This is a genomic window from Tenacibaculum sp. Cn5-46, from assembly GCF_022347705.1.
Lineage (GTDB): Bacteria > Bacteroidota > Bacteroidia > Flavobacteriales > Flavobacteriaceae > Polaribacter > Polaribacter aiptasiae.
Map to the genome: position 1 here is coordinate 13,689 of NZ_JAKRGD010000003.1, position 21,690 is coordinate 35,378.

24 protein-coding genes are annotated in these 21,690 nt (G+C 29.9%); 5 read left to right on the plus strand and 19 right to left on the minus strand.

Features of this window, described 5'->3' with window-relative positions; translation table 11 throughout:
- Window positions 1-4: 4 nt before the first annotated feature.
- The 3 genes from prfB to MHN29_RS06605 all read left to right on the plus strand — a co-directional run bounded on the left by prfB (window position 5) and on the right by MHN29_RS06605 (window position 4,382).
- On the plus strand, window positions 5-1,099 hold the full coding sequence (gene prfB, locus MHN29_RS06595) for a peptide chain release factor 2 (RefSeq protein WP_150898890.1): 1,095 nt from the start codon (window positions 5-7) through the stop codon (window positions 1,097-1,099).
- Entirely contained in the window at window positions 1,099-1,440 is a 342-nt protein-coding gene (arsC, locus tag MHN29_RS06600; RefSeq protein WP_235273753.1) for an arsenate reductase (glutaredoxin), read from the plus strand. Before prfB ends, arsC begins: the two co-directional genes overlap by 1 nt.
- Before the next feature lie 113 nt (window positions 1,441-1,553).
- The gene (locus MHN29_RS06605) at window positions 1,554-4,382 is read left to right on the plus strand and encodes a pitrilysin family protein (RefSeq protein WP_235273754.1); all 2,829 of its coding nucleotides are present in this window, start codon (window positions 1,554-1,556) and stop codon (window positions 4,380-4,382) included.
- 47 nt (window positions 4,383-4,429) lie between these two features.
- Here the strand turns inward: MHN29_RS06605 and MHN29_RS06610 are convergent, their stop codons facing one another.
- From MHN29_RS06610 to recN, 4 genes are all read right to left on the minus strand, one after another.
- A complete protein-coding gene (locus MHN29_RS06610; RefSeq protein WP_235273755.1) occupies window positions 4,430-5,383 on the minus strand; it encodes a glycosyltransferase family 2 protein in 954 nt (317 codons plus the stop codon).
- Window positions 5,383-6,162: a DUF3050 domain-containing protein gene (locus tag MHN29_RS06615; RefSeq protein ID WP_150898894.1), complete on the minus strand. Its 780-nt coding sequence runs from the start codon at window positions 6,160-6,162 to the stop codon at window positions 5,383-5,385. Before MHN29_RS06615 ends, MHN29_RS06610 begins: the two co-directional genes overlap by 1 nt.
- Before the next feature lie 67 nt (window positions 6,163-6,229).
- Window positions 6,230-7,042, minus strand: coding sequence for an enoyl-ACP reductase (locus MHN29_RS06620; protein WP_150898895.1), 813 nt, complete (start codon window positions 7,040-7,042; stop codon window positions 6,230-6,232).
- Between the two features lie 50 nt (window positions 7,043-7,092).
- On the minus strand, window positions 7,093-8,745 hold the full coding sequence (gene recN / locus MHN29_RS06625) for a DNA repair protein RecN (protein WP_235273756.1): 1,653 nt from the start codon (window positions 8,743-8,745) through the stop codon (window positions 7,093-7,095).
- Between the two features lie 287 nt (window positions 8,746-9,032).
- Here recN and MHN29_RS06630 point away from each other — a divergent pair, with 287 nt between their 5' ends.
- Window positions 9,033-9,242 (plus strand): helix-turn-helix domain-containing protein, encoded by a 210-nt coding sequence (locus MHN29_RS06630; RefSeq protein ID WP_235273757.1) that lies wholly within the window; start codon window positions 9,033-9,035, stop codon window positions 9,240-9,242.
- Window positions 9,243-9,318: 76 nt separating this feature from the next.
- Here the strand turns inward: MHN29_RS06630 and MHN29_RS06635 are convergent, their stop codons facing one another.
- The 8 genes from MHN29_RS06635 to MHN29_RS06670 all read right to left on the minus strand — a co-directional run bounded on the left by MHN29_RS06635 (window position 9,319) and on the right by MHN29_RS06670 (window position 15,740).
- Complete coding sequence (locus MHN29_RS06635) at window positions 9,319-10,209, minus strand: DUF4835 family protein (protein ID WP_150898905.1); 891 nt, start codon at window positions 10,207-10,209, stop codon at window positions 9,319-9,321.
- Entirely contained in the window at window positions 10,202-11,413 is a 1,212-nt protein-coding gene (gene coaBC / locus MHN29_RS06640; protein ID WP_235274179.1) for a bifunctional phosphopantothenoylcysteine decarboxylase/phosphopantothenate--cysteine ligase CoaBC, read from the minus strand. Before coaBC ends, MHN29_RS06635 begins: the two co-directional genes overlap by 8 nt.
- Window position 11,414: 1 nt before the next feature.
- A complete protein-coding gene (locus MHN29_RS06645; RefSeq protein WP_150898907.1) occupies window positions 11,415-11,735 on the minus strand; it encodes a DNA-directed RNA polymerase subunit omega in 321 nt (106 codons plus the stop codon).
- A gap of 3 nt (window positions 11,736-11,738) precedes the next feature.
- Window positions 11,739-12,560 (minus strand): outer membrane protein assembly factor BamD, encoded by an 822-nt coding sequence (locus tag MHN29_RS06650; RefSeq protein WP_235273758.1) that lies wholly within the window; start codon window positions 12,558-12,560, stop codon window positions 11,739-11,741.
- Window positions 12,561-12,681: 121 nt separating this feature from the next.
- Entirely contained in the window at window positions 12,682-13,197 is a 516-nt protein-coding gene (locus tag MHN29_RS06655) for a ferritin (protein WP_235273759.1), read from the minus strand.
- A gap of 110 nt (window positions 13,198-13,307) precedes the next feature.
- The gene (dapA, locus tag MHN29_RS06660; RefSeq protein ID WP_235273760.1) at window positions 13,308-14,183 is read right to left on the minus strand and encodes a 4-hydroxy-tetrahydrodipicolinate synthase; all 876 of its coding nucleotides are present in this window, start codon (window positions 14,181-14,183) and stop codon (window positions 13,308-13,310) included.
- Window positions 14,183-14,695, minus strand: coding sequence for a hypothetical protein (locus MHN29_RS06665; protein ID WP_235273761.1), 513 nt, complete (start codon window positions 14,693-14,695; stop codon window positions 14,183-14,185). Before MHN29_RS06665 ends, dapA begins: the two co-directional genes overlap by 1 nt.
- A 28-nt stretch (window positions 14,696-14,723) precedes the next feature.
- Complete coding sequence (locus MHN29_RS06670) at window positions 14,724-15,740, minus strand: esterase-like activity of phytase family protein (protein ID WP_235273762.1); 1,017 nt, start codon at window positions 15,738-15,740, stop codon at window positions 14,724-14,726.
- Between the two features lie 136 nt (window positions 15,741-15,876).
- On the opposite strand from MHN29_RS06670, the gene MHN29_RS06675 reads away from it, so the two are divergent.
- Window positions 15,877-16,266 carry a DoxX family membrane protein gene (locus tag MHN29_RS06675; RefSeq protein ID WP_235273763.1) on the plus strand — a complete coding sequence of 130 codons (390 nt, stop codon included), beginning with the start codon at window positions 15,877-15,879 and terminating at the stop codon, window positions 16,264-16,266.
- A gap of 60 nt (window positions 16,267-16,326) precedes the next feature.
- Here MHN29_RS06675 and MHN29_RS06680 read toward each other — a convergent pair whose 3' ends face one another.
- Genes MHN29_RS06680 through MHN29_RS06710 form a run of 7 tightly spaced genes read right to left on the minus strand, consistent with a single transcriptional unit; the run spans window position 16,327 to window position 21,683 of the window.
- Window positions 16,327-16,668: a DUF1801 domain-containing protein gene (locus MHN29_RS06680; RefSeq protein WP_235273764.1), complete on the minus strand. Its 342-nt coding sequence runs from the start codon at window positions 16,666-16,668 to the stop codon at window positions 16,327-16,329.
- Complete coding sequence (locus MHN29_RS06685) at window positions 16,669-17,127, minus strand: GyrI-like domain-containing protein (protein WP_235273765.1); 459 nt, start codon at window positions 17,125-17,127, stop codon at window positions 16,669-16,671.
- A gap of 39 nt (window positions 17,128-17,166) precedes the next feature.
- Window positions 17,167-17,886, minus strand: a complete 720-nt coding sequence (locus MHN29_RS06690) for a YafY family protein (RefSeq protein ID WP_235273766.1) — start codon at window positions 17,884-17,886, stop codon at window positions 17,167-17,169.
- Window positions 17,887-17,893: 7 nt separating this feature from the next.
- Window positions 17,894-18,550 carry a lysoplasmalogenase gene (locus MHN29_RS06695; RefSeq protein WP_235273767.1) on the minus strand — a complete coding sequence of 219 codons (657 nt, stop codon included), beginning with the start codon at window positions 18,548-18,550 and terminating at the stop codon, window positions 17,894-17,896.
- Window positions 18,551-18,570: 20 nt separating this feature from the next.
- Window positions 18,571-20,568 (minus strand): NAD-dependent DNA ligase LigA, encoded by a 1,998-nt coding sequence (gene ligA, locus MHN29_RS06700; RefSeq protein ID WP_235273768.1) that lies wholly within the window; start codon window positions 20,566-20,568, stop codon window positions 18,571-18,573.
- Window positions 20,568-21,104, minus strand: a complete 537-nt coding sequence (locus MHN29_RS06705) for a hypothetical protein (RefSeq protein WP_235273769.1) — start codon at window positions 21,102-21,104, stop codon at window positions 20,568-20,570. Before MHN29_RS06705 ends, ligA begins: the two co-directional genes overlap by 1 nt.
- A complete protein-coding gene (locus MHN29_RS06710) occupies window positions 21,105-21,683 on the minus strand; it encodes a hypothetical protein (RefSeq protein ID WP_150898921.1) in 579 nt (192 codons plus the stop codon).
- Window positions 21,684-21,690: the final 7 nt, after the last annotated feature.

Sequence of the window (21,690 nt, forward strand, 5' to 3'; positions counted from 1 at the left end):
CATTATGATTACACACGAACAGTTAAAAAATGTTACTGAACGAATCGGCAAGTTAAAAGGTTATTTAGAAATTGACAAGAAGTTAATTGAAATTAACAATGAAGAAGAAAAAACTGCGGATCCTGACTTTTGGAACAATCCGAAAGAAGCTGAGATATTAATGAAATCCCTTCGTTTTAAAAAGAAATGGGTAAATGATTATAATTCAATTGTTACAATGAATGAAGATCTTACTGTTTTATACGATTTTTATAAAGAAGGAGATGTTGAAGAAGCTGAAGTTGTTGAACAATTTGAAAAAACCGCTACTTACTTAGAAGATATTGAATTTAAAAATATGCTATCTGATGAAGGAGATAGTTTAAGTGCTACCATACAAATAACAGCAGGTGCTGGAGGAACTGAAAGTTGTGATTGGACCGAAATGTTATTTCGTATGTATACCATGTGGGCAGAAAAACAAGGTTTTAAATTAAAAACTTTAAACTATCAGGCTGGAGATACTGCTGGTATTAAAACAGTAACAATTGAAGTTGAGGGTGATTATGCTTTCGGATGGTTAAAAGGTGAAAACGGTGTACATCGTTTAGTTAGAATTTCTCCTTTTGATAGCAATGCCAAGCGTCATACATCTTTTGCTTCTGTATATGTGTATCCTGTTGCTGATGATTCTATAGAAATTGAAATAAACCCTGCTGACATTGAAATTACAACTGCACGTTCAAGTGGTGCTGGTGGACAAAATGTAAACAAAGTAGAAACTAAAGTTCAATTACACCATAAACCAACTGGAATTCAAATTCAATGTTCTAATTCACGCTCTCAACACGATAATAGAGCTACTGCTTTACAAATGCTTAAATCACAATTATATGAGATTGAGTTACAAAAACGTTTAGCAGCTCGTGCCGATATTGAAGCCAATAAGATGAAAAATGAATGGGGTAGCCAAATACGTAACTATGTAATGCATCCGTACAAACTTGTAAAAGATGTGCGTACAGCTCATGAAACTGGAAATGTTGATGCTGTAATGGATGGAAATATCAATCCTTTTTTAAAGGCTTATTTAATGTTAAATGGACAAAAAGAAAAATAATGATAAAAATATACCATAACAATAGATGTAGTAAATCTCGTAACGGTTTACAAATTTTGGAAGAATCTGGAAAAGAATTTGAAGTAGTAAAATACTTAGATAATATTCCTAGCAAAGAAGAATTAACAGAAGTGATTAGCTTACTTAACATATCTCCTATTGAATTAGTTCGAAAAAACGAAAAAATTTGGAAAGAAGAATTTAAAGGAAAAGATTTATCTGATGCAGAAATTATAGATGCAATGATAGCTAACCCTAAACTTATAGAACGCCCTATAGTTGTTAATGGAAACAAAGCAGTAATTGGACGTCCACCAGAAAATATTTTAGATATAATTTAAAAAAAAGCTCTCAAAAAATTGAGAGCTTTTTTTAACACTAATTAACAACTAAACTTTTAGTTTCTAGTTTTATCATAGTATATTAGCAATTCAATCAATTTATAGATAATACTATGAGAAAAATTTTATGGGGGCTATCCCTCGCTTTAATGGCCTCTTCTGGCTATAGCCAAATTGCCAAAGAAAGAAAGCAACAGCTTTCTAAAAAGGAAAAAATCCGTTCTATGAAAATTCCAACTGATCCTTCAGTTAAGATAGGTAAGCTATCAAACGGAATTACATATTACATTAAACAAAACCCTAAACCAGCTAACAAAGTTGAATTACGTTTAGCTGTTAACGCCGGATCTATTCTTGAAGATAATGATCAATTAGGTTTAGCTCACTTTATGGAGCACATGAACTTTAATGGTACCAAAAACTTTAAGAAAAATGAATTAGTAGATTATTTACAATCTATTGGTGTAAAATTTGGTGCACACTTAAATGCTTATACTGGTTTTGATGAAACAGTATATATTTTACCTATTCCAAGTGATGATGAAACTAAGTTAGAAAAAGGTTTTCAAATTCTTGAAGACTGGGCACACGGAGCATTATTAGAAGGAAAAGACATTGATGAAGAGCGCGGTGTTGTTTTAGAAGAATACCGTTCTCGTAGAGGTGCAGACAGCCGTATGTTAGAAAAATACTTACCTAAAGTAATGCATGGTTCTAAATATGCTCAAAGATTACCTATTGGAACAAAAGAAAGCATCGAAAACTTTAAACATGAAAGTATTCGTCGTTTTCATAAAGATTGGTACCGTCCAGATTTAATGGCTGTTGTTGCTGTTGGAGATGTTGACGTAAAAATCTTAGAAGAAAAAATTAAATCACACTTCGGAAAAATCCCTGCGGCTAAAAACCCAAGAAAAAGAGAGGTTGCTCCTTTAAAGAATCATAAAGAGACTTTTATCGCTATTGAGGCTGATAAAGAAGCTCCTTTTTCTAGAGTACAGTTAATGTATAAAGATTACGATGAAGCTAAACCTGAAGTTACTGTTGGTGACTATAGAAACTCTTTAGTAAAATCTTTATTTGCTCAAATGTTAAACAATCGTTTAGACGAATTACGTAACAGCGAAAAACCACCTTTTGTTTATGGATTTAGTTACCATGGAGGTACTTGGGCTAGAGGTAAAAATGCTTACCAATCTATGGCTGGAACTAGTGCTGATGGTCAATTAAAAGGATTACAAGCTTTATTAGACGAAAGTGAGCGTGTAAAGAGATATGGATTTAAACAAGGTGAATTAGATAGAGCTAAAAAGAATGTAGTTGCTCGTATTGAAAAAGCTTTTAAAGACAAAGATAAAAGAGAGTCTAACAGAATTGTTGGTGAATACGTAAGTAACTATTTAGACAAAGAACCAATCCCTAGTGTTGATTGGGAATACAAAGCTCACCAAATGTTATTACCTTCAGTTCAACTTGATGAAGTTAACAACATTATTAAAAACTTTTTACATGATGATAATCGTGTAGTTGTTATTACTGGACCTAAAAAGGTAGTAACTGAACAACAAGTTTTAGACGCTTTAAACAACGTAAAAACAAAAGATTTAAAGCCTTATGAAGATAAAGCTGTAGCTACTTCTTTAATTACTAAAGCTCCAACTGCTGGAACAATTGTTAAAACAACTGAAAACAAAAAATTAGGTACTAAAACATTTGTATTAAGCAACGGTGCTAAAGTTACTTTCAAAAAGACTGATTTTAAAAACGACGAAATTTTATTTGATGCATTTAGTTTTGGAGGTACTTCTTTATACTCAGATGAAGAGTTAAAAGCTACTTCCTTTGCTAATGGAGCATTATCACAAGCTGGAATTAACAACTACTCTAAAAATGACTTATCTAAGATGATGTCTGGTAAAATTGTACGTGTTAATCCATATATTGGTGGATTAAGTGAAGGATTCAGAGGTTCTGCTTCTCCTAAAAACTTAGAAGAGCTTTTCCAAATGGTTCATTTATATTTCACTTCTTTAAATAAAGATGAAAAAGCGTTTAAATCATATGTTAACAAGCAAAAAGGATTCTTAGGAAACTTATTAGCTAGTCCAAATTTCTTCTTTCAAAAAGAAATGTCTGAATTTATGAATGAAGGAAATACTCGTTATACTGGTTTCCCAACACCTGAAAAATATGAAAAAGCTGATTATAATTTAGCTTATGAGAAATACCAAGAGCGTTTTGCTGATGCTGGTGATTTTAACTTCTATTTTGTAGGTAATGTTGATGAAAATAAACTTGCAGAGTTCTCTAAGAAATACATAGCTAGTTTACCTGGTAAAAACTCTAATGAATCATACAAAGTAAGTTCTTTCAGACCTTTATCAGGATCACACTCGAAAACTGTATTGAAAGGTAAAGATCCAAAAAGTAACGTAAGTATTACTTACCAAGGTAAAGCAAAATACAATAAGAAAGATGCTTTAGCTTTTACTAGTTTAGGAGAAATTGTAGGTATTAAATTAACTGAAAAATTACGTGAAAAAGAAGGAGGAGTTTATTCTTCTAGAACTAGAGGGCGTATTTCAAAAATGCCATACGGATGGTATCGTTTTAATATTTCATTCCCTTGTGCTCCAGAAAATGTTGAGAAATTAAAAACAATTTCTGTTGATCAAGTTGCTGACATTGTTAAAAATGGTCCTACTGAAGAAGATTTAATGAAAACTAAAAAAGCAATGATTGCTGATCATAAAGAAGATCTTAAGAAAAATCGTTTTTGGTTAAGAACAATTAAAAATGTTGACTACCAAAAGAATGACGATTCTGATGCTACATCTTTTGAAGATCGCGTAAATGCTTTAACTAAAAAAGATATTCAGAAAGTTGCTAAAAAATATTTAACCAATGGTTATATTTTAGGAGTATTAAATCCTGAAAAATAATATTGATTAGTAGATAAATAAAAAAGCTCTCAAGAAATTGGGAGCTTTTATTTTTTTATAAATTGAGATTGAAGAAATCCCAAACCATATCCATAAAACTGTGTAAGTGTAGTTATAATACTAAAAAAAGCTACTTTAAGGCTTTTATTTTGAAATAATGAATCAATGAATAGAAAAGTAAAATAAACTCCATAAAAAGCTAAAAACTGGCATATTCCAAATAAGGCTGCTATAATAGCAATATCTAATCCAATAATGAATAAACTTGGAAACCAAAAAGTGATTTTAGCTGTTTCTGGGTATTTTTTATTCAAGATAGGCCTTGCTGTTCCAAAAGAAAAAGTTTGCTTAAAAAATTGTTTAATAGTACTTCTTCTCTTATGATACACATAAGCTGTTTCTATTAATTGAGTTTCAAAACCTCCTTCCCATAATCGAAAACTTAAATCGATATCTTCTCCAGTTTTCATTTTAGAAAAACCTTTGGTTGTTAGAAAAGCTTTTTTTGACAATCCAAAATTAAAACTCCTTGGTTGAAATTTCCCAACTCCTTTTTTCTTTCCTCTAATTCCTCCTGTTGTTAAAATAGAAGTCATTGAATAGTTTATTGCTTTTTGAAGTGTTGTAAAGCTTTCATGTGCAGCATCTGGTCCTCCAAAAGCATCAGTATATTTTTCTTCTAATCTTTGATGAACTTCAGATAAATACTGCTGAGGAACAATCACATCAGAATCAAGTATAATAAAATAGTTTCCAGAAGCTTTTTTCATTCCGTAATTTCTACTAGCTCCTGCCCCACTATTCTCTTTAAAAAAATAATGAAGATTTAATTTCTCTTTATAGCTATCAACTATAGTCTCAGAAGAATTATCAGATCCATCTTCTATAATAAGAACTTCAAAATTATGCTGAAAATCTTGTTTAGTAAGACTTTCTAATAATTCATCAATTTCTTTTGGCCGATTATATACCGGAACTATTATAGAAAACTTTAATTCCATTATACTAAAACACTTTCATTTATTTGTTTAGTAATACCTTTCCAAAGATTGATTCTTTTTGCTAAAGATTCTTTTGCATAGTACAATACATCATCCCACTTTTGTTGGTCTGTACCACATAATTCTTCAATCATTTTTAATGATAAAGGTCCATGTTCATCTCCATCTAATTCAATATGTCTATTCAAGTAATAAGTAAGTTTACTATAATTTGAACTTTCCTTTTCTTCAGTATTTTTTACTATTTCTAAAAACATATCTGGTATTACATCTTCCCTACCAAATGTAAAACTTGAAGCTATAATATGAGGTTGAGAAGTTGCTATTACTTCAAAAGTAAAGTTTATAAACTCTTTTACTTCATCAATAGCGTTTACACTTTGTAAGGCTTCTTGAATATTTTCACCATCAATAAGTTTTGATATAAATTTAGCTATTTGAGAAGTATCTGCTCCAGCTTGTCTCATAGCATCAATATACATCTCGAAATGACTCTTAGGCTCTCCTAACTCATTTACATCTGTCTCTTCTCCTAATACAATTTCATTTATAAATTGAGCTGTAGTCGAGTTTGCTACTGGAAGCCATGGTAAATTAACACAAGTTAAATTTTGTTGCAATGCTTTTAACAACGACATAAAATCCCAAACTGCAAATACGTGAGATTCCATAAATGTTTTTACATCTTCAATATCTTTTAACGATGTATATAAATCATGTGTTTTTAACTCTTGTCTTAATGATTCAAGCTCCTTCTCAATGTGTAAAATTGTGTTCATAACTGTATATATCAATAAAAAATGCAAATCTAACGATTTGCATTTTATTTTTTTCTTTATCTAAAAATTACTCTTCTGTAAATTTTTCCATTACTGCATCACTCACTCCCATGTTAGAGAATCCTCCATCATGAAATAAGTTTTGTAGCGTTACTTTCTTTGTTAAATCTGAGAATAATGAAATTGTATAATCAGCACACTCTAAAGCAGTAGCATTTCCTAATGGAGACATTTTTTCTGCATAAGAAATAAATCCATCAAAACCTTTAACTCCTTGTCCAGCTGTTGTTGGTGTAGGTGACTGTGAAATTGTATTTACACGTACTTTATGATCTCTTCCAAAGAAGTATCCAAAACTACGAGCAATAGACTCTAAATAAGCTTTATTATCAGCCATATCATTATAATCAGGAAATACTCTCTGTGCAGCCATATAGGTTAATGCAACAATACTTCCCCATTCGTTCATAGCTTGCTTATTGTATAAAACGTTCATTACTTTGTGAAATGACACAGCTGAAACGTCCCATCCTTTTGTTGTAAAGTCATATTTAGAATCAGTATAATGACGTCCTTTACGTACATTTACCGACATTCCTATAGAGTGTAATACAAAATCTATTTTTCCACCTAAAATTTCCATAGACTTTTCAACTAAGTTTGTTAAATCTTCCATAGAAGTAGCATCTGCAGGAATAATTTCAGATCCAGTTTTTGCTGCTAACTCTTTAATTTGCCCCATACGCATTGCTATAGGTGCATTGGTTAAAACAAATTCCGCTCCTTCTTCATGAGCACGCTCCGCAACTTTCCAAGCAATAGAATTTTCATCTAATGCTCCAAAAATAATTCCTTTTTTACCTTTTAATAAGTTATACATATTATTTTATATTTTTAAATATAGTTGTTCGTTTGTTCAGCAAATATACCTTAATTTAATAATTCTTTGGCGTGGGTTAAGGCGCTTTCTGAAATATCTTTTCCACTTAACATCTCTGCTATTTCCACAATACGCTCTTCTTCAGATAGTACTTTTAAGTTAGAAGTGGTAACTCCTTTTTCTTCTCCTTTAAATACTTTATAATGTCTTGCTCCTTTTGCTGCTATTTGTGGTAAGTGTGTTATTGTAATTACCTGCATGTTGGCTCCCATATCTTCCATAATTTTTGCAATTTTGTTAGATACTTCACCAGATACTCCAGTATCAATTTCATCAAAAATAATGGTTGGTAATTGTATATTTTTTGATAATATTTTTTTAATCGATAGCATAATTCTAGAAAGTTCACCCCCAGATGCTACTTTTTTAAGCTCTCCAAAATTCCCTCCTTTGTTTGCCGAAAATAAGAAGGCTAAATTATCTTTTCCGTTTGATAAATAAGCTTCAGAATCGGTTAACTCTATCGAAAAACGAGCATTTGGCATTCCTAACTCTGCTAATAAAAACTCTAACTCCTTTTGTAATTTAGGAATCGCTTTATTTCTAGATTTTGTAATCATGGCTGCTACTTCATCGAGCTTTTTAGCAACCTCATTAATTTCTGATTTTTTTGCTTCTAGTAAACCTCCTGCATCTTCAACTTGAGCTACTTTTTCCGACAACGATTCATAAATAGCTAATAATTCTTTTATTGAATCTACCGAATGCTTTTTTTGTAAATTATAAATTAATTGCAATCTATCATTTAATTCCTCTATCTCATTAGGATTAAACTCAACATCTTCATTCGCTGTTTCTAATTCAGAAATAACATCGTCTAATTCTATCTTTACACTAGAGATTCTATTAGATAGTTCTTCATAATTTTTAGAAAAAGAGCTAATTTTCTGTAAGTTATTTTCTAATGAATGAAGTAAACTCTGAATTCCTATTTCTTCGTTGATAGAAGTTTGTAAAGCTTCTGATAAATTTAATTTTATCTCTTCAATATTATTTAATTTATCAAGCTTTTCTTCTAAAACTTTCTGCTCACCTTCTTTTAATTCAGCCTCTTCAAGTTCTTTAAATAAGTGTAAGTTATATTCGTATTGTTCTTTAGACTTTTCAGTTTCTTCTTGAAGTGTTTTTAATTCTTTTTTAAGAGAATTATACTTTACCATTCCTCTTTGGTAGGATGCTACTTTTGCTTGATTCTTAGCCAAAGCATCAATTACAGAGAACTGAAAACCTACATCAGATAATTCCATAGTCTGATGCTGTGAATGAATATCTATCAATCTTCCTTTTAAAGAAGTTAATACCGATAAAGTAACTGGCGTATCATTTACAAATGCTCTTGATTTTCCTGAAGGTAAAATCTCTCTTCTTATAATAGTCTCCGCTTCATAATCAAGATCTAACTTCTTAAATAAGTTTTGTAAAGAATAACCTTCTACATCAAACTGTGCTTCTATTACACATTTCTTTTCTGTATTCTTTAAGGATGATAAATCGGCACGATTTCCCATTACCAAGCCTAAAGCTCCTAATAAAATGGATTTTCCAGCTCCTGTTTCACCTGTTATTATTGATAAACCTTTTGTATAATCAATCGATAATTGATTGATTAACGCGTAATTATGTATAGATAAATGTGTTAACAAATCTTACTTTTTAGAAAAAATAAAAGTAAGGATTTTGAGGGAATTAAAAATTCATTTTTATAGAAAGAATAATATAGGATTTCAATAAAGCCTTACTTATTTAATTAATAACTCTATTGTTTTATAGCTTGTAGTTTTAAATTACAACCTTAAGTTTTGATTTTCTTAAAATTCACTTTTTAAACTGTTTTTATAAACTTTAATTTAATAAATTTGTTAGGCTATATTCTCCCAACTTATACAAACTAATTATTTATTGTCTTGATATATAAGACATATTGAAAAGTATGGATGAGAATATTAAAATTATTACAGAAAATATACGCTTAGAACGTTTAAGAAAAGGGATCTCTCAAGATAAGATGGCTAATCTACTTCAAATTAGTCAAAATGCTTACAGTAAGATAGAAAGTGGCAAAACAACCTTAACCATTATTCGCTTGCATCAGATAGCTAAAGTATTAGAAATATCATTTGAAAAACTATTTTTAGGATAAATAACATCACAAAAAAAGCTATAATGATTATTATTACATTATAGCTTTTATAGTACTCTTGATTTGTACTAAATTTTTATTCTATTTTTCTCCACTTATCTTTATAAGTTGGTGCTACTTTTTCTAGAACGCTTCTCATTTCTTGAACTTTTCTAGTTGGTTTACCATCTGAAAAGATTCTTGCTATTTCATCTCCTTTAGCATCTAAGAAAACACGAATCATATAATTCCCAATAGCTACATTATGCAACTTATCTAAGTTTATAACACTCGATTCTATAACTTCTTTTGCTCCATCAGGGCTATCAGCAAAATTATCAAAACCTTTTCTATGGTAATCGTAATAAATAGTACGCAAAGGAGTAAAATTTGACGATAATAAATTATCTATCAATGCAAACCTATTTTGTTTTCCTACTTGATTTTGCCAACCTGTTTCTCCATTTGATTGAGCTTGCAACATTACATTTTCAGCTTGTTGCAAATAATTGGTTCCTCCTTTTAATGCAAAGGTATCTGCATCAACTCCTAAAATAACGTATACATAAAATGCAATTGTAGATATTAAATTTGATTCATAAACATTAGGGTTAAAGTTTAATGGATCGAATTCATTATAACGAAAATTAAAATTGGTATCGTTAATATTTAAAATTGGCGATGCATATGTTGAATTATAAACTGGTCGCGTAGATTGTATTTGTAAGCTAGCTTTAAAATTATTTCCGCTTTGCTCGTCTACTATAATTGTAAATGCACAATTAATACGTTCCTGTTGTTTAAATTTTTTATTTGTCCATTGCTTATCATTAATAAATTCTGTTAATGCTTTTTGCAATGTTTCATAAACTTGTTTATTACTACTCTGAACCTTATCTGCATTAATAGTTACTAATGCATTTAATTCTTGTGATTGAATTGTAAAAACTGATGATAAAATAAAAATTAAAAAAAGAAACTTACGCATTTAGTTTATGTATTATTTCGTTAATTATATCTTTTGATACTTCTTTCTTCGATTTTAAATCAAATGATTTCTCGTTAAAATCGGCATCAATTATAGTAATCTTATTAGTATCGGTAGCAAAACCAGCACCTTTATCTTGTAACGAATTTAATACAATTAAATCTAAGTTTTTACGTGCAATTTTACTTTTTGCATTTTCTACTTCATTATTTGTCTCTAATGCAAATCCTACCAACAATTGATTTTCTTTTATCTCACCTAGTGATTTTAAAATATCTTTTGTTGGTTCTAACTCAATTGTTAACGCTGTTTCTTTCTTTTTTATTTTCTGAGTAGCTATATTTTTTGGTCTATAATCTGCAACAGCTGCTGATAAAATAGCAATATCTACCTCTTTATAGTATTTATGACAAGCCTCATACATGTCTTGTGCCGACTTTACATCTATTCTATGAATAAAAGAATGGTTTACCTTTTGATGTGAAGGGCCGGATACTAAATAAACTTCTGCACCTAGATTAGCTGCTGTTTTAGCTACTTCAAACCCCATTTTTCCTGAGGAATGATTTCCTATAAAACGAACTGGATCAATAGCCTCATAGGTTGGTCCAGCTGTTAACAATACTTTTTTTCCTCGGAGTGGTAATTTTGAAACAATATCATTTTCTATAAACGATACTATATCCTCTGGTTCAGCCATACGTCCCTCTCCTACAAGTCCACTAGCTAACTCACCTGAAGCTGCTGGTATTAATATATTACCAAAACTTTCCAAGCTATTTATACTGTCTTTTGTTGATGGATGTTGATACATATCTAAATCCATTGCAGGTGCAAAATATACTGGACATTTTGCCGACAAATAAGTTGCTAATAACAAATTATCGCAAGTACCATTAGTCATTTTTGATAAAGTATTTGCAGTTGCTGGAGCAATTATCATTAAATCTGCCCACAATCCTAAATCGACGTGATTATTCCAAAGTTCATTTTCATCTTCTTTTTCATAAAAAGTTGAATGAACCGGGTTTTTAGATAATGTAGATAATGTAAGAGGAGTAATAAAATCCTTAGACGCAGGAGTCATTACTACTTTGACTTCTGCGCCTGATTTTATAAATAAACGAACTAAGTTCGCTGTTTTGTATGCAGCTATACCAGCGGTAACGCCAAGTAAAACTTTTTTACCGCTTAATACAGACATATTATTCTGAGTCTGGAGTTCTGTGATATACTCTATCATTTAACCACTCTTCCACTGCTATTGCGTGTGGCTTTGGTAAACGCTCGTAAAACTTAGAAACTTCAATTTGTTCTTTATTCTCAAAAATTTCTTCTAAACTATCGTTATAAGTAGCAAATTCGTCTAACTTATCTACCAATTCTTTCTTTAAATCAGAATTGATTTGTGCAGCTCTCTTAGCTATAATTGAAATAGCTTCATAGATATTATCAGTTGGAGCTTCGATAGCTTCTTTATCATAAGTTATAGTACTTAATGCTGCTTTCGTTTCTTTATAATCCATTTTCTAACTTTTAACTAATTGTTCTTGTTCTTTATTTAATGTAGATAACATTATATCAGATTCTTTCATGAATTTAGATTCAGGAAAGCTCTTCTTTAATTTTTCGTAAGCTTTAATAGCCGCCTTAATTCTTTCTGCTTTTCTACGTGCTGTACTTTTTAAAACAAAATCATGAGCAGCTTTTAAACGATAGAATAAAGCTTCTTCTTTATATTTTGTTCCTAAATAATCTGACAACAAATTATCAAAAGCAACTATTGCTGCTCTATAATTTCTTGAGTCATAATCTGCCGTACGATAATATGTTTTTGCTATTTCAAAAGCTTTCTTTTCTAATTTACCACGTAATTCAGCATAATATTTATTAGCCTCTGCTAATTTTTCTGAGTCAGGATAATTATCTATAAAATCTTGAAAAGATTCTAAAGCTTTCTTTGTATCTGTAGGGTCTAAACTAAAACTTGGTGCAGCTTTGTAATAACTCAAAGCAGATAAAAATGCAGCTTCTTGTCTTTTTGAACTTTTAGGATAATTCCTTGAAAATCTTTTAAAATAATAACCTGCAGAAGTATAATCTTTTACGTTAAAGCTTGACTGAGCAACCATAAATTGTATACGTTCCATTTGTGGTTTTCCTCTATAAGACGGAGTAACTTTTTCAAATAAACGTAAGGCTTTACTGTACTTTTGCGCTTCGTACATTTTCACAGCCATTTTATATTGTTCTTCTACAGTTCCTTTATTCAACACTTTTTGATATTCTCCGCAAGAAGATAATACTAAAAGCATTACAAATAAATACGCTAAATTTTTAATTTTTTGCATCTGGCAAAATTAGTGATTATTTATGGATTATTAAAACGATTTTTTACTCTAAATAGAGCATTGCAATAAACTATAAAATCTGTTATAAAAAATCCAAAGATTTCCTAAATGTTTGTTAATCTTACTCTGCTGTGTTATCAGCACCTTGAACAACTATTTGCTTAACATCATTATCAAACAAATACAACCCTCCTTTATCGTCTCCAATTAAATTAATTTTGTCTAAAATAGTTCTTGCTAATGCTTCTTCTTCTATTTGCTCAGAAACATACCATTGTAGGAAGTTATGCGTTGCATAATCTCTTTCTTCTAATGTAATATGCACTAAGTCGTTTATTGACTTTGACACCATTACTTCGTGATCAAATAATGTTTGAAACATGTCTTTAAATGAACCAAACTCAATTGGAGGAGCTGCTAAGGCAGATACTTGAGCATGCCCACCTCTTTCATTTACAAACTTTACCAATTTCAACATATGCATACGCTCCTCATCTGAATGAGCGTACATAAATTGAGCAACTCCTTCAAATCCTTGAATTTCTGCCCAACATGCCATTGATAAGTATACTTGTGATGATTCTGCTTCTATTTTTATTTGCTGGTTTAAAGCTTTTTCGATTTTTTTTGATAACATATTTACTCTCTATTCTATTTAACTAGATCTTTCTTTATACAAAGATGCTAAAAAAAGACTACAATTAAACAATTGTAGTCTTAGTTATATTGAATTTTTCTTTAAACAAATTATAGATTATCTATAAAGTCTGAAATTTTAGTTTGTAACTCTTCTGTAGCAGTAACCAAAGGTAAACGCACTTTATCTAAACAAATTCCTTGTTTTTCTAATACTGCTTTTATTCCTGCTGGATTATTTTCTTCAAAAATATAATTTACGATATCCATTAATTTATAATGAATTTCATAACCTTCTTTATTTTTACCTTCTAAACCTAATTGAATCATTCTAGAGAATTCTTTAGGTAATCCTTGACCTATTACAGATATTACTCCCGATCCTCCTGCTAATACAACACCTAATGCTAAATCATCATCACCAGAAATGATTAAAAAGTCTTCAGGCTTATTTTTTAATAATTCTAGATATTGTTGTTGATTATTTCCTGCTTCTTTTACCGCTATAATATTTTCAAAATCATTCGCTAAACGTAACGTAGTTGCTGGCTCCATATTTTTTGCTGTCCTACCTGGTACATTATATAAAATAATAGGCTTAGGGCTAGCTAATGAAATTGCTTTATAATGCTGATAAAAACCTTCTTGCGTAGGTTTACTGTAGTAAGGTGCTACTGATAAAATTGCATCTATTTCTGATAAATCTAACGATTTTAACTCATCTACAACTACTTGAGTATTATTTCCACCTACTCCTAACACTAAAGGTAATCGTCCTTTGTTTTCTTCAACTATTACCTTTATAATTTCTTCCTTTTCTTGTTTTGTTATAGTACCGCTTTCTCCGGTTGTTCCATTAATAACCAAATAATTAATTCCGTTATCAATATTAAAGTTTACTAACCTTCTAAGTGCATCAAAATCTACACTTAAATCTTCGTTAAAAGGAGTAACTAATGCAACTCCAGTACCAACAAATTTTTGCATTATATTTTATTTAAAATCGTTAAATATTTTTTTAGTTCCTGATTTAAAATTGCTTCATTTTGTCCTTCATCTGATATAACAATATCATATAATCTATCGTCAATATTTGCAAAACCTGCTTTTAAATCGGCTTGTGACAACAAAGTTACCATATTCGTATATAAATTAGGAGTCTTTGTATAATTAATAAGTAAATCATACTCTTTTTTAACGAACTCTTTTAAATTGTCTGATTTTAAACTCGCATTAAAGCCAAAATCATTGTCTGAAAAAAACAATGGAGATTCTTCATCTTTTTTAGAATACTCTCTAAATATTAGTACTGTAATATTTTCTTTTTTAAAGGGTAATTTACTTGTTAAATTAGATATCATCACATTAACCAGAGACTCATTATCTAATAAAATAGCAACCTTTTTTATTAAATTACTTTTATGGTTTTTATGTATATTCTTGTCTACAAAACCGTTATAAGCCTTCTGAATCGATTTATATTTGAATTTACTTATCATTTTGAAAAATTGCGAATGCTAATGTACATTATTTATCTACTACTTCTAGTAATAAAAATTGATTTAGTTGTTTTCCATATACTTGAAAATTATCATCTGCAACTAAAATTAATGATTGATTACCATTAGACAATTTAGGTCCTAAAGTAATACCTTCAATATTATCTATAAATCCTTGTCCCAACTGATCTTTAGCATTGTTGAAATCGAAAAGTAATTCTTTTTTTAAAGGCACATATTTTTCATTTTTCAACGATGACATACTTAGAGTATTTGTTGATTCTTTTATTATTGTAGCTTTGAAAATTCTAATCGTGTTTCCAAAACTTCCATAACCACTTTGGTATATCCTTTCAACAATAAAAAAACTATTTTCAGCATACTCTAAAATAGCAGTAGCTCCATTTAAATTTATTTTTCCTTTCGCCGGTTTATCAATTTTTTCTAGCTGATATGCAAACTGTTTAGTTGCTTTTTGAGTTACATTGTCAAAATAAGTAATTCTAATAGGTGATTTTGTTTCATGAAATGTTGGTTCTTCTCCATCTGCTTCTAATGGTGCTTCCATTGCTGTCCAAAACCCTTTGTTATCAAAACTTTTTGATGAACTTTCAAAAGCTCCGTTATGCTTTGGCCTTGCTTTAGAATTTGCTTCAAAGTAATTTGGTATTGCTATTTCTTCTTCAAATTCACCTTGCATATTTGTTGTAAATATCGATGGGTTTTTCCCTCTTCTAATAGAGCCTTCACTAACTAAACTAAACTGATTATTGTATACGAAAACAGATTCTAAATCCAACACATTATTCTTATAAAAAGAACTTGTGGTATCTTTTATTTCAATTGTTTTTTTGAATTCTACTGATTTTATTGAATCTTTTTCAATAAGTATATCTCCAACTAAAATTCTTGGATTTCTGGCATCATCAACTACCATATAATACTCATTATTATAATAATCTATTCCTGAAATTCCTCCAACAATTGCATTTTCAAACTGTAAAGAATCTTTAACAATAAATTCGTTCAAAAATTTTAATGACATTTTTTCGGTTTTGCATCCTGTTAATACCGAAAACCCTAGTAGGTAAAATATAATTTTTCTCATAAAGCAAAAATAGTACTTTATGTATATGTAAGGAATAAAAAAGAGCTCGTCTAAAACAACAAAACCAATAATAATGAAAAAATATTTACCACTTATTTTAAAACTGATAGCTGCTATTATTATGCTTCAAACTTTGTTTTTTAAATTCTCTGGTGCTCAAGAAAGTATAGATTTATTTACTAAACTAGCTGGAGAAAATGAAGCTAGTATGAGAATAGGAACCGGAGTTTTAGAGTTAATAGCTTCAATTTTATTATTTATACCTAAAAGAACTTGGTTAGGAGCTATTTTAACTGTAGGTCTTATGGGTGGTGCTATTATGGGACATTTAACAAAATTAGGCATTGAGCACAATAATGATGGAGGTGCTTTGTTTATTTGTGCTGTTATAACACTAATAGCTGGTATTATTTTATTAATCATAAATAGAAAAGACATTCCTTTTATAGGAAACAAATTATAATTTCCTTTTTTGAATTTGTTAACTGAAAAGCGAGTTTAGAAAATTCTAAACTCGCTTTTTTTAATATAATTTCATTGCCATATCAAAAATTTGATGAATCTTTTCTATGGGAATATCTTCAGTTGGATTTATTAATAACAACTTTACAAAAGTTCTATTTCCTTGAATCAAGTCTAGATGTTCTATTTTAACTCCATTTCCTATAGCTATATACGGGAATTGAGTTTTTCTATCTACCCACAAATAACAAAATATTTTATTCTTTAACATAAAACAAGGTAACCGATACTTCCATTGTTCTTTTAAATCTGGATGATAACTTTGGATAATACTTTTTAACGCCAACAAACAACCTTTAACCGGTTCTTCTTTATCGAAATAAAAGTTATCTAAATTTGTCATTTATTGAATAGCTATAAATATTTCTGCTTCTCCTTTTGTTGGGTCTTGAGCTTTGCTCCCGTAGACTTCAAAATCGGATGTATAAGTTCTTTTAATATCCGAATTCCATATTTTCATCCATTCATCAACAACTGCTGTTTTTGTTAAATCACCCTTTGCTACAAACTTTTCATAACTAGATGCTTCAATTTTTTTACCAATCATTCCATCAGGGATATTTTCTAAATTTTCTACTTCATACCCTAAAATCATTGTATAAGGCTTTGTATGATCTTTTTCATAGTCTGTATAAACAGCATAACTTTCATCTCCTACCCTATTTGAAAGCTTGTTTATAACCCCTTCTGCCATAAATCGTTGCCATAATGCAGGAATATCTTGCATTGCTTTTCCATTTTCATTTGTAGTTCTTATTGAAATTCCAACTACATAAAATGCTTCTTTTTTTAATGTGTTCATTGTTATATTTTTTAATGTTTACACAAAAATAAAAGCAGCTTATGACAAAGGTTTGTCAGGGGTATCAGAATATTTTTGAATATACATCTTAAAATAGTCTTCCAAAGTCATATTATGAGATTCAAAGTATTCTCCAGTTACAACAACTTTTTGTATACAATCTATTCGAAATGCTCTAAATTCATTACGCAACCTACAAAAAGCAATTAACAACCAATTTAAATTGGTACTATACATGGCAAACGGTTCAACAAATCTTTTGGTTGTTTTATTTTGAAGTGAATGATATTCTATTTCTAACAACTGAAAATTTGTAATTGCTGTTTGTAACTGCATCAAATAATTACTCGATTGTTCTTTTTCTTGATTGAATCGAAATACAATTCTTTTTGAAAGCAAATCTGCTTTATCCTTTTGTGAATATTTTAAAACAGCTTTTATTTTAGTAATTGCATTTGAATAGTTTTCTACAAATGAGGTATCCTTGTTTTTTATGATTAATTGTTCTGCTGTTATTAAAGCATTTGCTTCTTCTTCCGAAAACATAACTGGTGGTAACTGATATCCTTCCTGTAAAAAATATCCTTTTCCTTCCTCAGTAACAATAGGCACTCCTGAATTTTCTAAAGTTCTAATATCTCTATAAATAGTACGGATACTTACATGGAACTTTTCTGCCAACTCTCTTGCTGTTATCAATCGTTTAGATTGTAACATAGTTACCAATTGTGTTAACCGAGAAAGTCTTGGCTTTTCCATTTTAAAATTACTGTTTTTTAGCTATCATAGCTTTTACTATTAAGTATTGAGACACCACATATAGTACTATAATAGCTATTACGAATAATTTTTTGGGTGTATAGAAATTATTTAAAGCAATTAAACTATCAGAGGCAATAAATAAAATTGCTCCTAATAATAACCAGGTATTTTCTGTTGATTTTTCTTGTTGATAATTTAATAAAGCACTCGTTCCAAATGCTGAAATTGCCACACCATACACTATTACTGGTAACAATATCTCTCCTAAGTTATCAATAATTAAGAATAATACTCCTCCAAATAATGCAATAAAAATAATTGCTGCTTTTAGTATCTTATTTATAGATGGCTTTTTTAAAAGCTGAGATGTCATTTTGATATACATTATATGTGCTATTAAAAATGCCCCTAGTCCAAACACAAAATAATTTGCTTCATCTAACAAAAATACATCTCCCCAAAAAGAGAAAAACAAAGCGGAAATTAGCCAAAAATTAGGCTTTTTTACTGAAACCAAATACACTATTGCTAGTGTTGTCATTAATAATGGTTTAAAAATTATTTCTAAACTTTTAGTTTCTGTTATTACTGCATATACATCTGTTATGGCTACTAACAAAAATAATATTGATGTAATAGCGATTTTGGTTTGTTTGGTCATCTATTTTTTGAGTTTTTGTATTAATTAATCATATCAATAAAATCTTGTTCTGAAATAATTGGAATTCCTAAATTTTCTGCTTTTGTTAGCTTGCTAGGCCCCATATTATCTCCTGCTACTATATATGTTGTTTTTTTAGAAATTGATGAACTTACCTTACCTCCGTTATCTTCAATTGCTTTTTTCAATTCATTTCGGCTCATCTGATGAAAAACTCCTGAAACTACAAACACTTTTCCTTGTAATTTATCGGTTTGATTTTCTAAACTTTCTGCTGAAACTTCCAATTGCACTCCATAAACTTTTAAGCGATCTATCAACTGAATATTTTCTAAATCGTTAGAAAAATCAATAATACTTTGAGCTATTCTATCTCCTATTTCATCAACAGCGACTAGCGTTTCAAAATCGGCAACCATTAAATTATCTATAGACTTAAAATGCTTTGCTAATTTTTTTGCTACTGTTTCTCCTACAAACCGAATTCCTAGTGCAAATAATACTTTTTCAAATGGAATTTCTTTCGACTTCTCTATTCCAGCTACCATATTTTGAGCTGACTTTTCTGCCATTCTCTCTAAAGGAATTACTTGCTCAACCTTTAAATCATATAAATCGGCATAATTCTGAATCAATCCTTCTTTTCGTAATAAATCAACAGTTTCTCCTCCTAAACCATCAATATCCATCGCTTTTCTACTGATATAATGCTGAATTCTTCCAGTTATTTGTGGTGCACAACCAAACTCATTTGGACAATAATGCTTGGCATCACCTTCTGTTCTTATCAATTCGGTATCGCATTCAGGACAATTTGTAGCGTATTTGGTAGGTTCTGAATCTGCTGGTCTTTTTGATAAATCTACCTTAATAATTTTAGGAATAATTTCCCCTCCTTTTTCTACAAAAACAGTATCATTTATTCGAATATCTAGTTTTTCTATCTGATCAGCATTATGCAATGAAGCTCTTTTAACAATTGTTCCCGCTAATTCTACAGGCTCTAAATTTGCTACTGGAGTAATAGCTCCTGTTCTTCCTACTTGATAAGTAATTTCATTTAAAACTGTAGAAACCTGTTCTGCTTTAAACTTATATGCTATAGCCCAACGTGGTGCTTTTGCTGTATATCCTAACTCTTCTTGCTGTTGTAAATTATTTACTTTGATTACAACTCCATCTGTTTCATAAGGTAAATCATGTCGCTTTTCATCCCAGTGATTAACAAACTCAAAAACTTCATCTATAGATTTTGCCAATGCAATTGTTTTTGGAACTTTAAATCCAACTTTCCTTGCATTTTCTAAACTTTCAAAATGTGTTTTATACTTACGCTCATCGGTAACTACTTGATATAATAAACAATCTAACGGACGTTTTGCTACTTCAGCACTATCTTGCAATTTCAAACTTCCACTGGCAGTATTTCTCGGATTCCTATAAGCTTCTTCTCCTTTTGCTAAACGCTCTTCATTCATTTTATTAAACCCATCGAGTGGTAAAATAATTTCTCCTCGCATTTCAAAATCAGAAACAAAATCACCTTTTGGTTTCAGTGGAATTGATTTTATGGTACGAATATTAGTGGTTACATTATCTCCTTGAAAACCATCTCCGCGAGTTACTGCTTTTACAAACTCTCCTTTTTCAAAAGTTAAATTTATAGAAGCTCCATCATATTTTAATTCACAGGTATACTCAATATCTTCTGTTCCTAAAATCTTTTGAATTCGTTTTTCCCAGTCTAACAAGTCTTCTTTTGAATAAGAATTATCTAAAGAATACATTCTGTTCTTATGAGTAACCGTTTCAAAGTTTTTAGTAATTCCTCCTCCAACTCTTTGTGTTGGTGAATTCGCATCAAAAAACTGTGGATTTTCTTCCTCTAGCTTTTCAAGTTCTTTTAATTTTATATCAAACTCATAATCAGATATTGTTGCATTATCCAACACATAATAATTATGATTATGCTCTCTTAACTCCTCTCGTAATTGTTGTATTTTTTGTTCAGTTGTCATTAATTTGGATTAAAGTTCTCCATTGAGATTAAAATACTTTTCAGTAAATCCGATTTTTTGGTCTTCTCTTTTAAAAACACTAAATCTGGTCCATAAGAATTATAAATCCCTAAAAATCCGTATTTCTCATTAAATAAAATTGGCCGAGTTTGATCACTACCATTTGCTTCTTGCCAATAAAAATTAAACTTATTTTTAGTCTCTTTAACTAAAAACTCTTCTTCTTTTTTTGTAAAAAACTGTGGGCCAAAATTTAAAGTTTTTTCTTTTTTATTAAACCTAAGAATGATGTTCTTTCTTCTATCATCAAGATTTTCATAGAAATAAACAGTATATTTCCCCTTACTTTTTATTGATAAGTTATAGTTTTCAGTTCTTTTTTTATCAAGAGACGTAAAAAAATACAGTACTCTTTTTTCTTTTACTTCTCTTATTTCTTGCTTATTAATACTTGATAAAACTTTATCAGTTCTATTTCCACTCTGCTCACAAGAATAAAATAAAAAAACTAATACAAAGAAAGAAACTACTTTCATTTATTTCCTAACTGTACCTGTTAAAAAACTAGGTCCTTTTGGCAATGGATTACCAGCTGTACGTCTGAAAGAAACTACTTGCCCTACATGCCAAATTGCATCTGCTATCGGGCCGTTTAATTGATTCCAAAATGGATACTCTTGTACTTTTCCATTCCCTCTATTTATCTTCATTACATATTTTGAAAGATCATTAGATGTTCTCAAAATATCACTTGATTTTTTAAAGTTTTCTAATGTTAGTTTACGCATCTCAGCAAACGTTAACGAACCTTCTTTTGGAAACTTCATTTCTGTTTCTTCAACAGCACTTAAAGTCATTATTGACAACACTAAAATATGATCAAGGGTATCAAACATATTTCTAGCCTCTTTACTTGGCTTGTATTGTAAATCTTTTTCTTTTAACCCTTCAGTAGCCCAATAATAACGAAACCCTAATCCATCTATCATTCTACTTGCTACAGTTCCTTCTGTGTATTCTTTAGGTGCTTGAGGAATCTCATAATAAGGTAGTTCTTGTGAATTCATAGTTTTTGTAATTAATAAAAATAATAGTGTTGTTATTAGTGTTCTCATATACGTA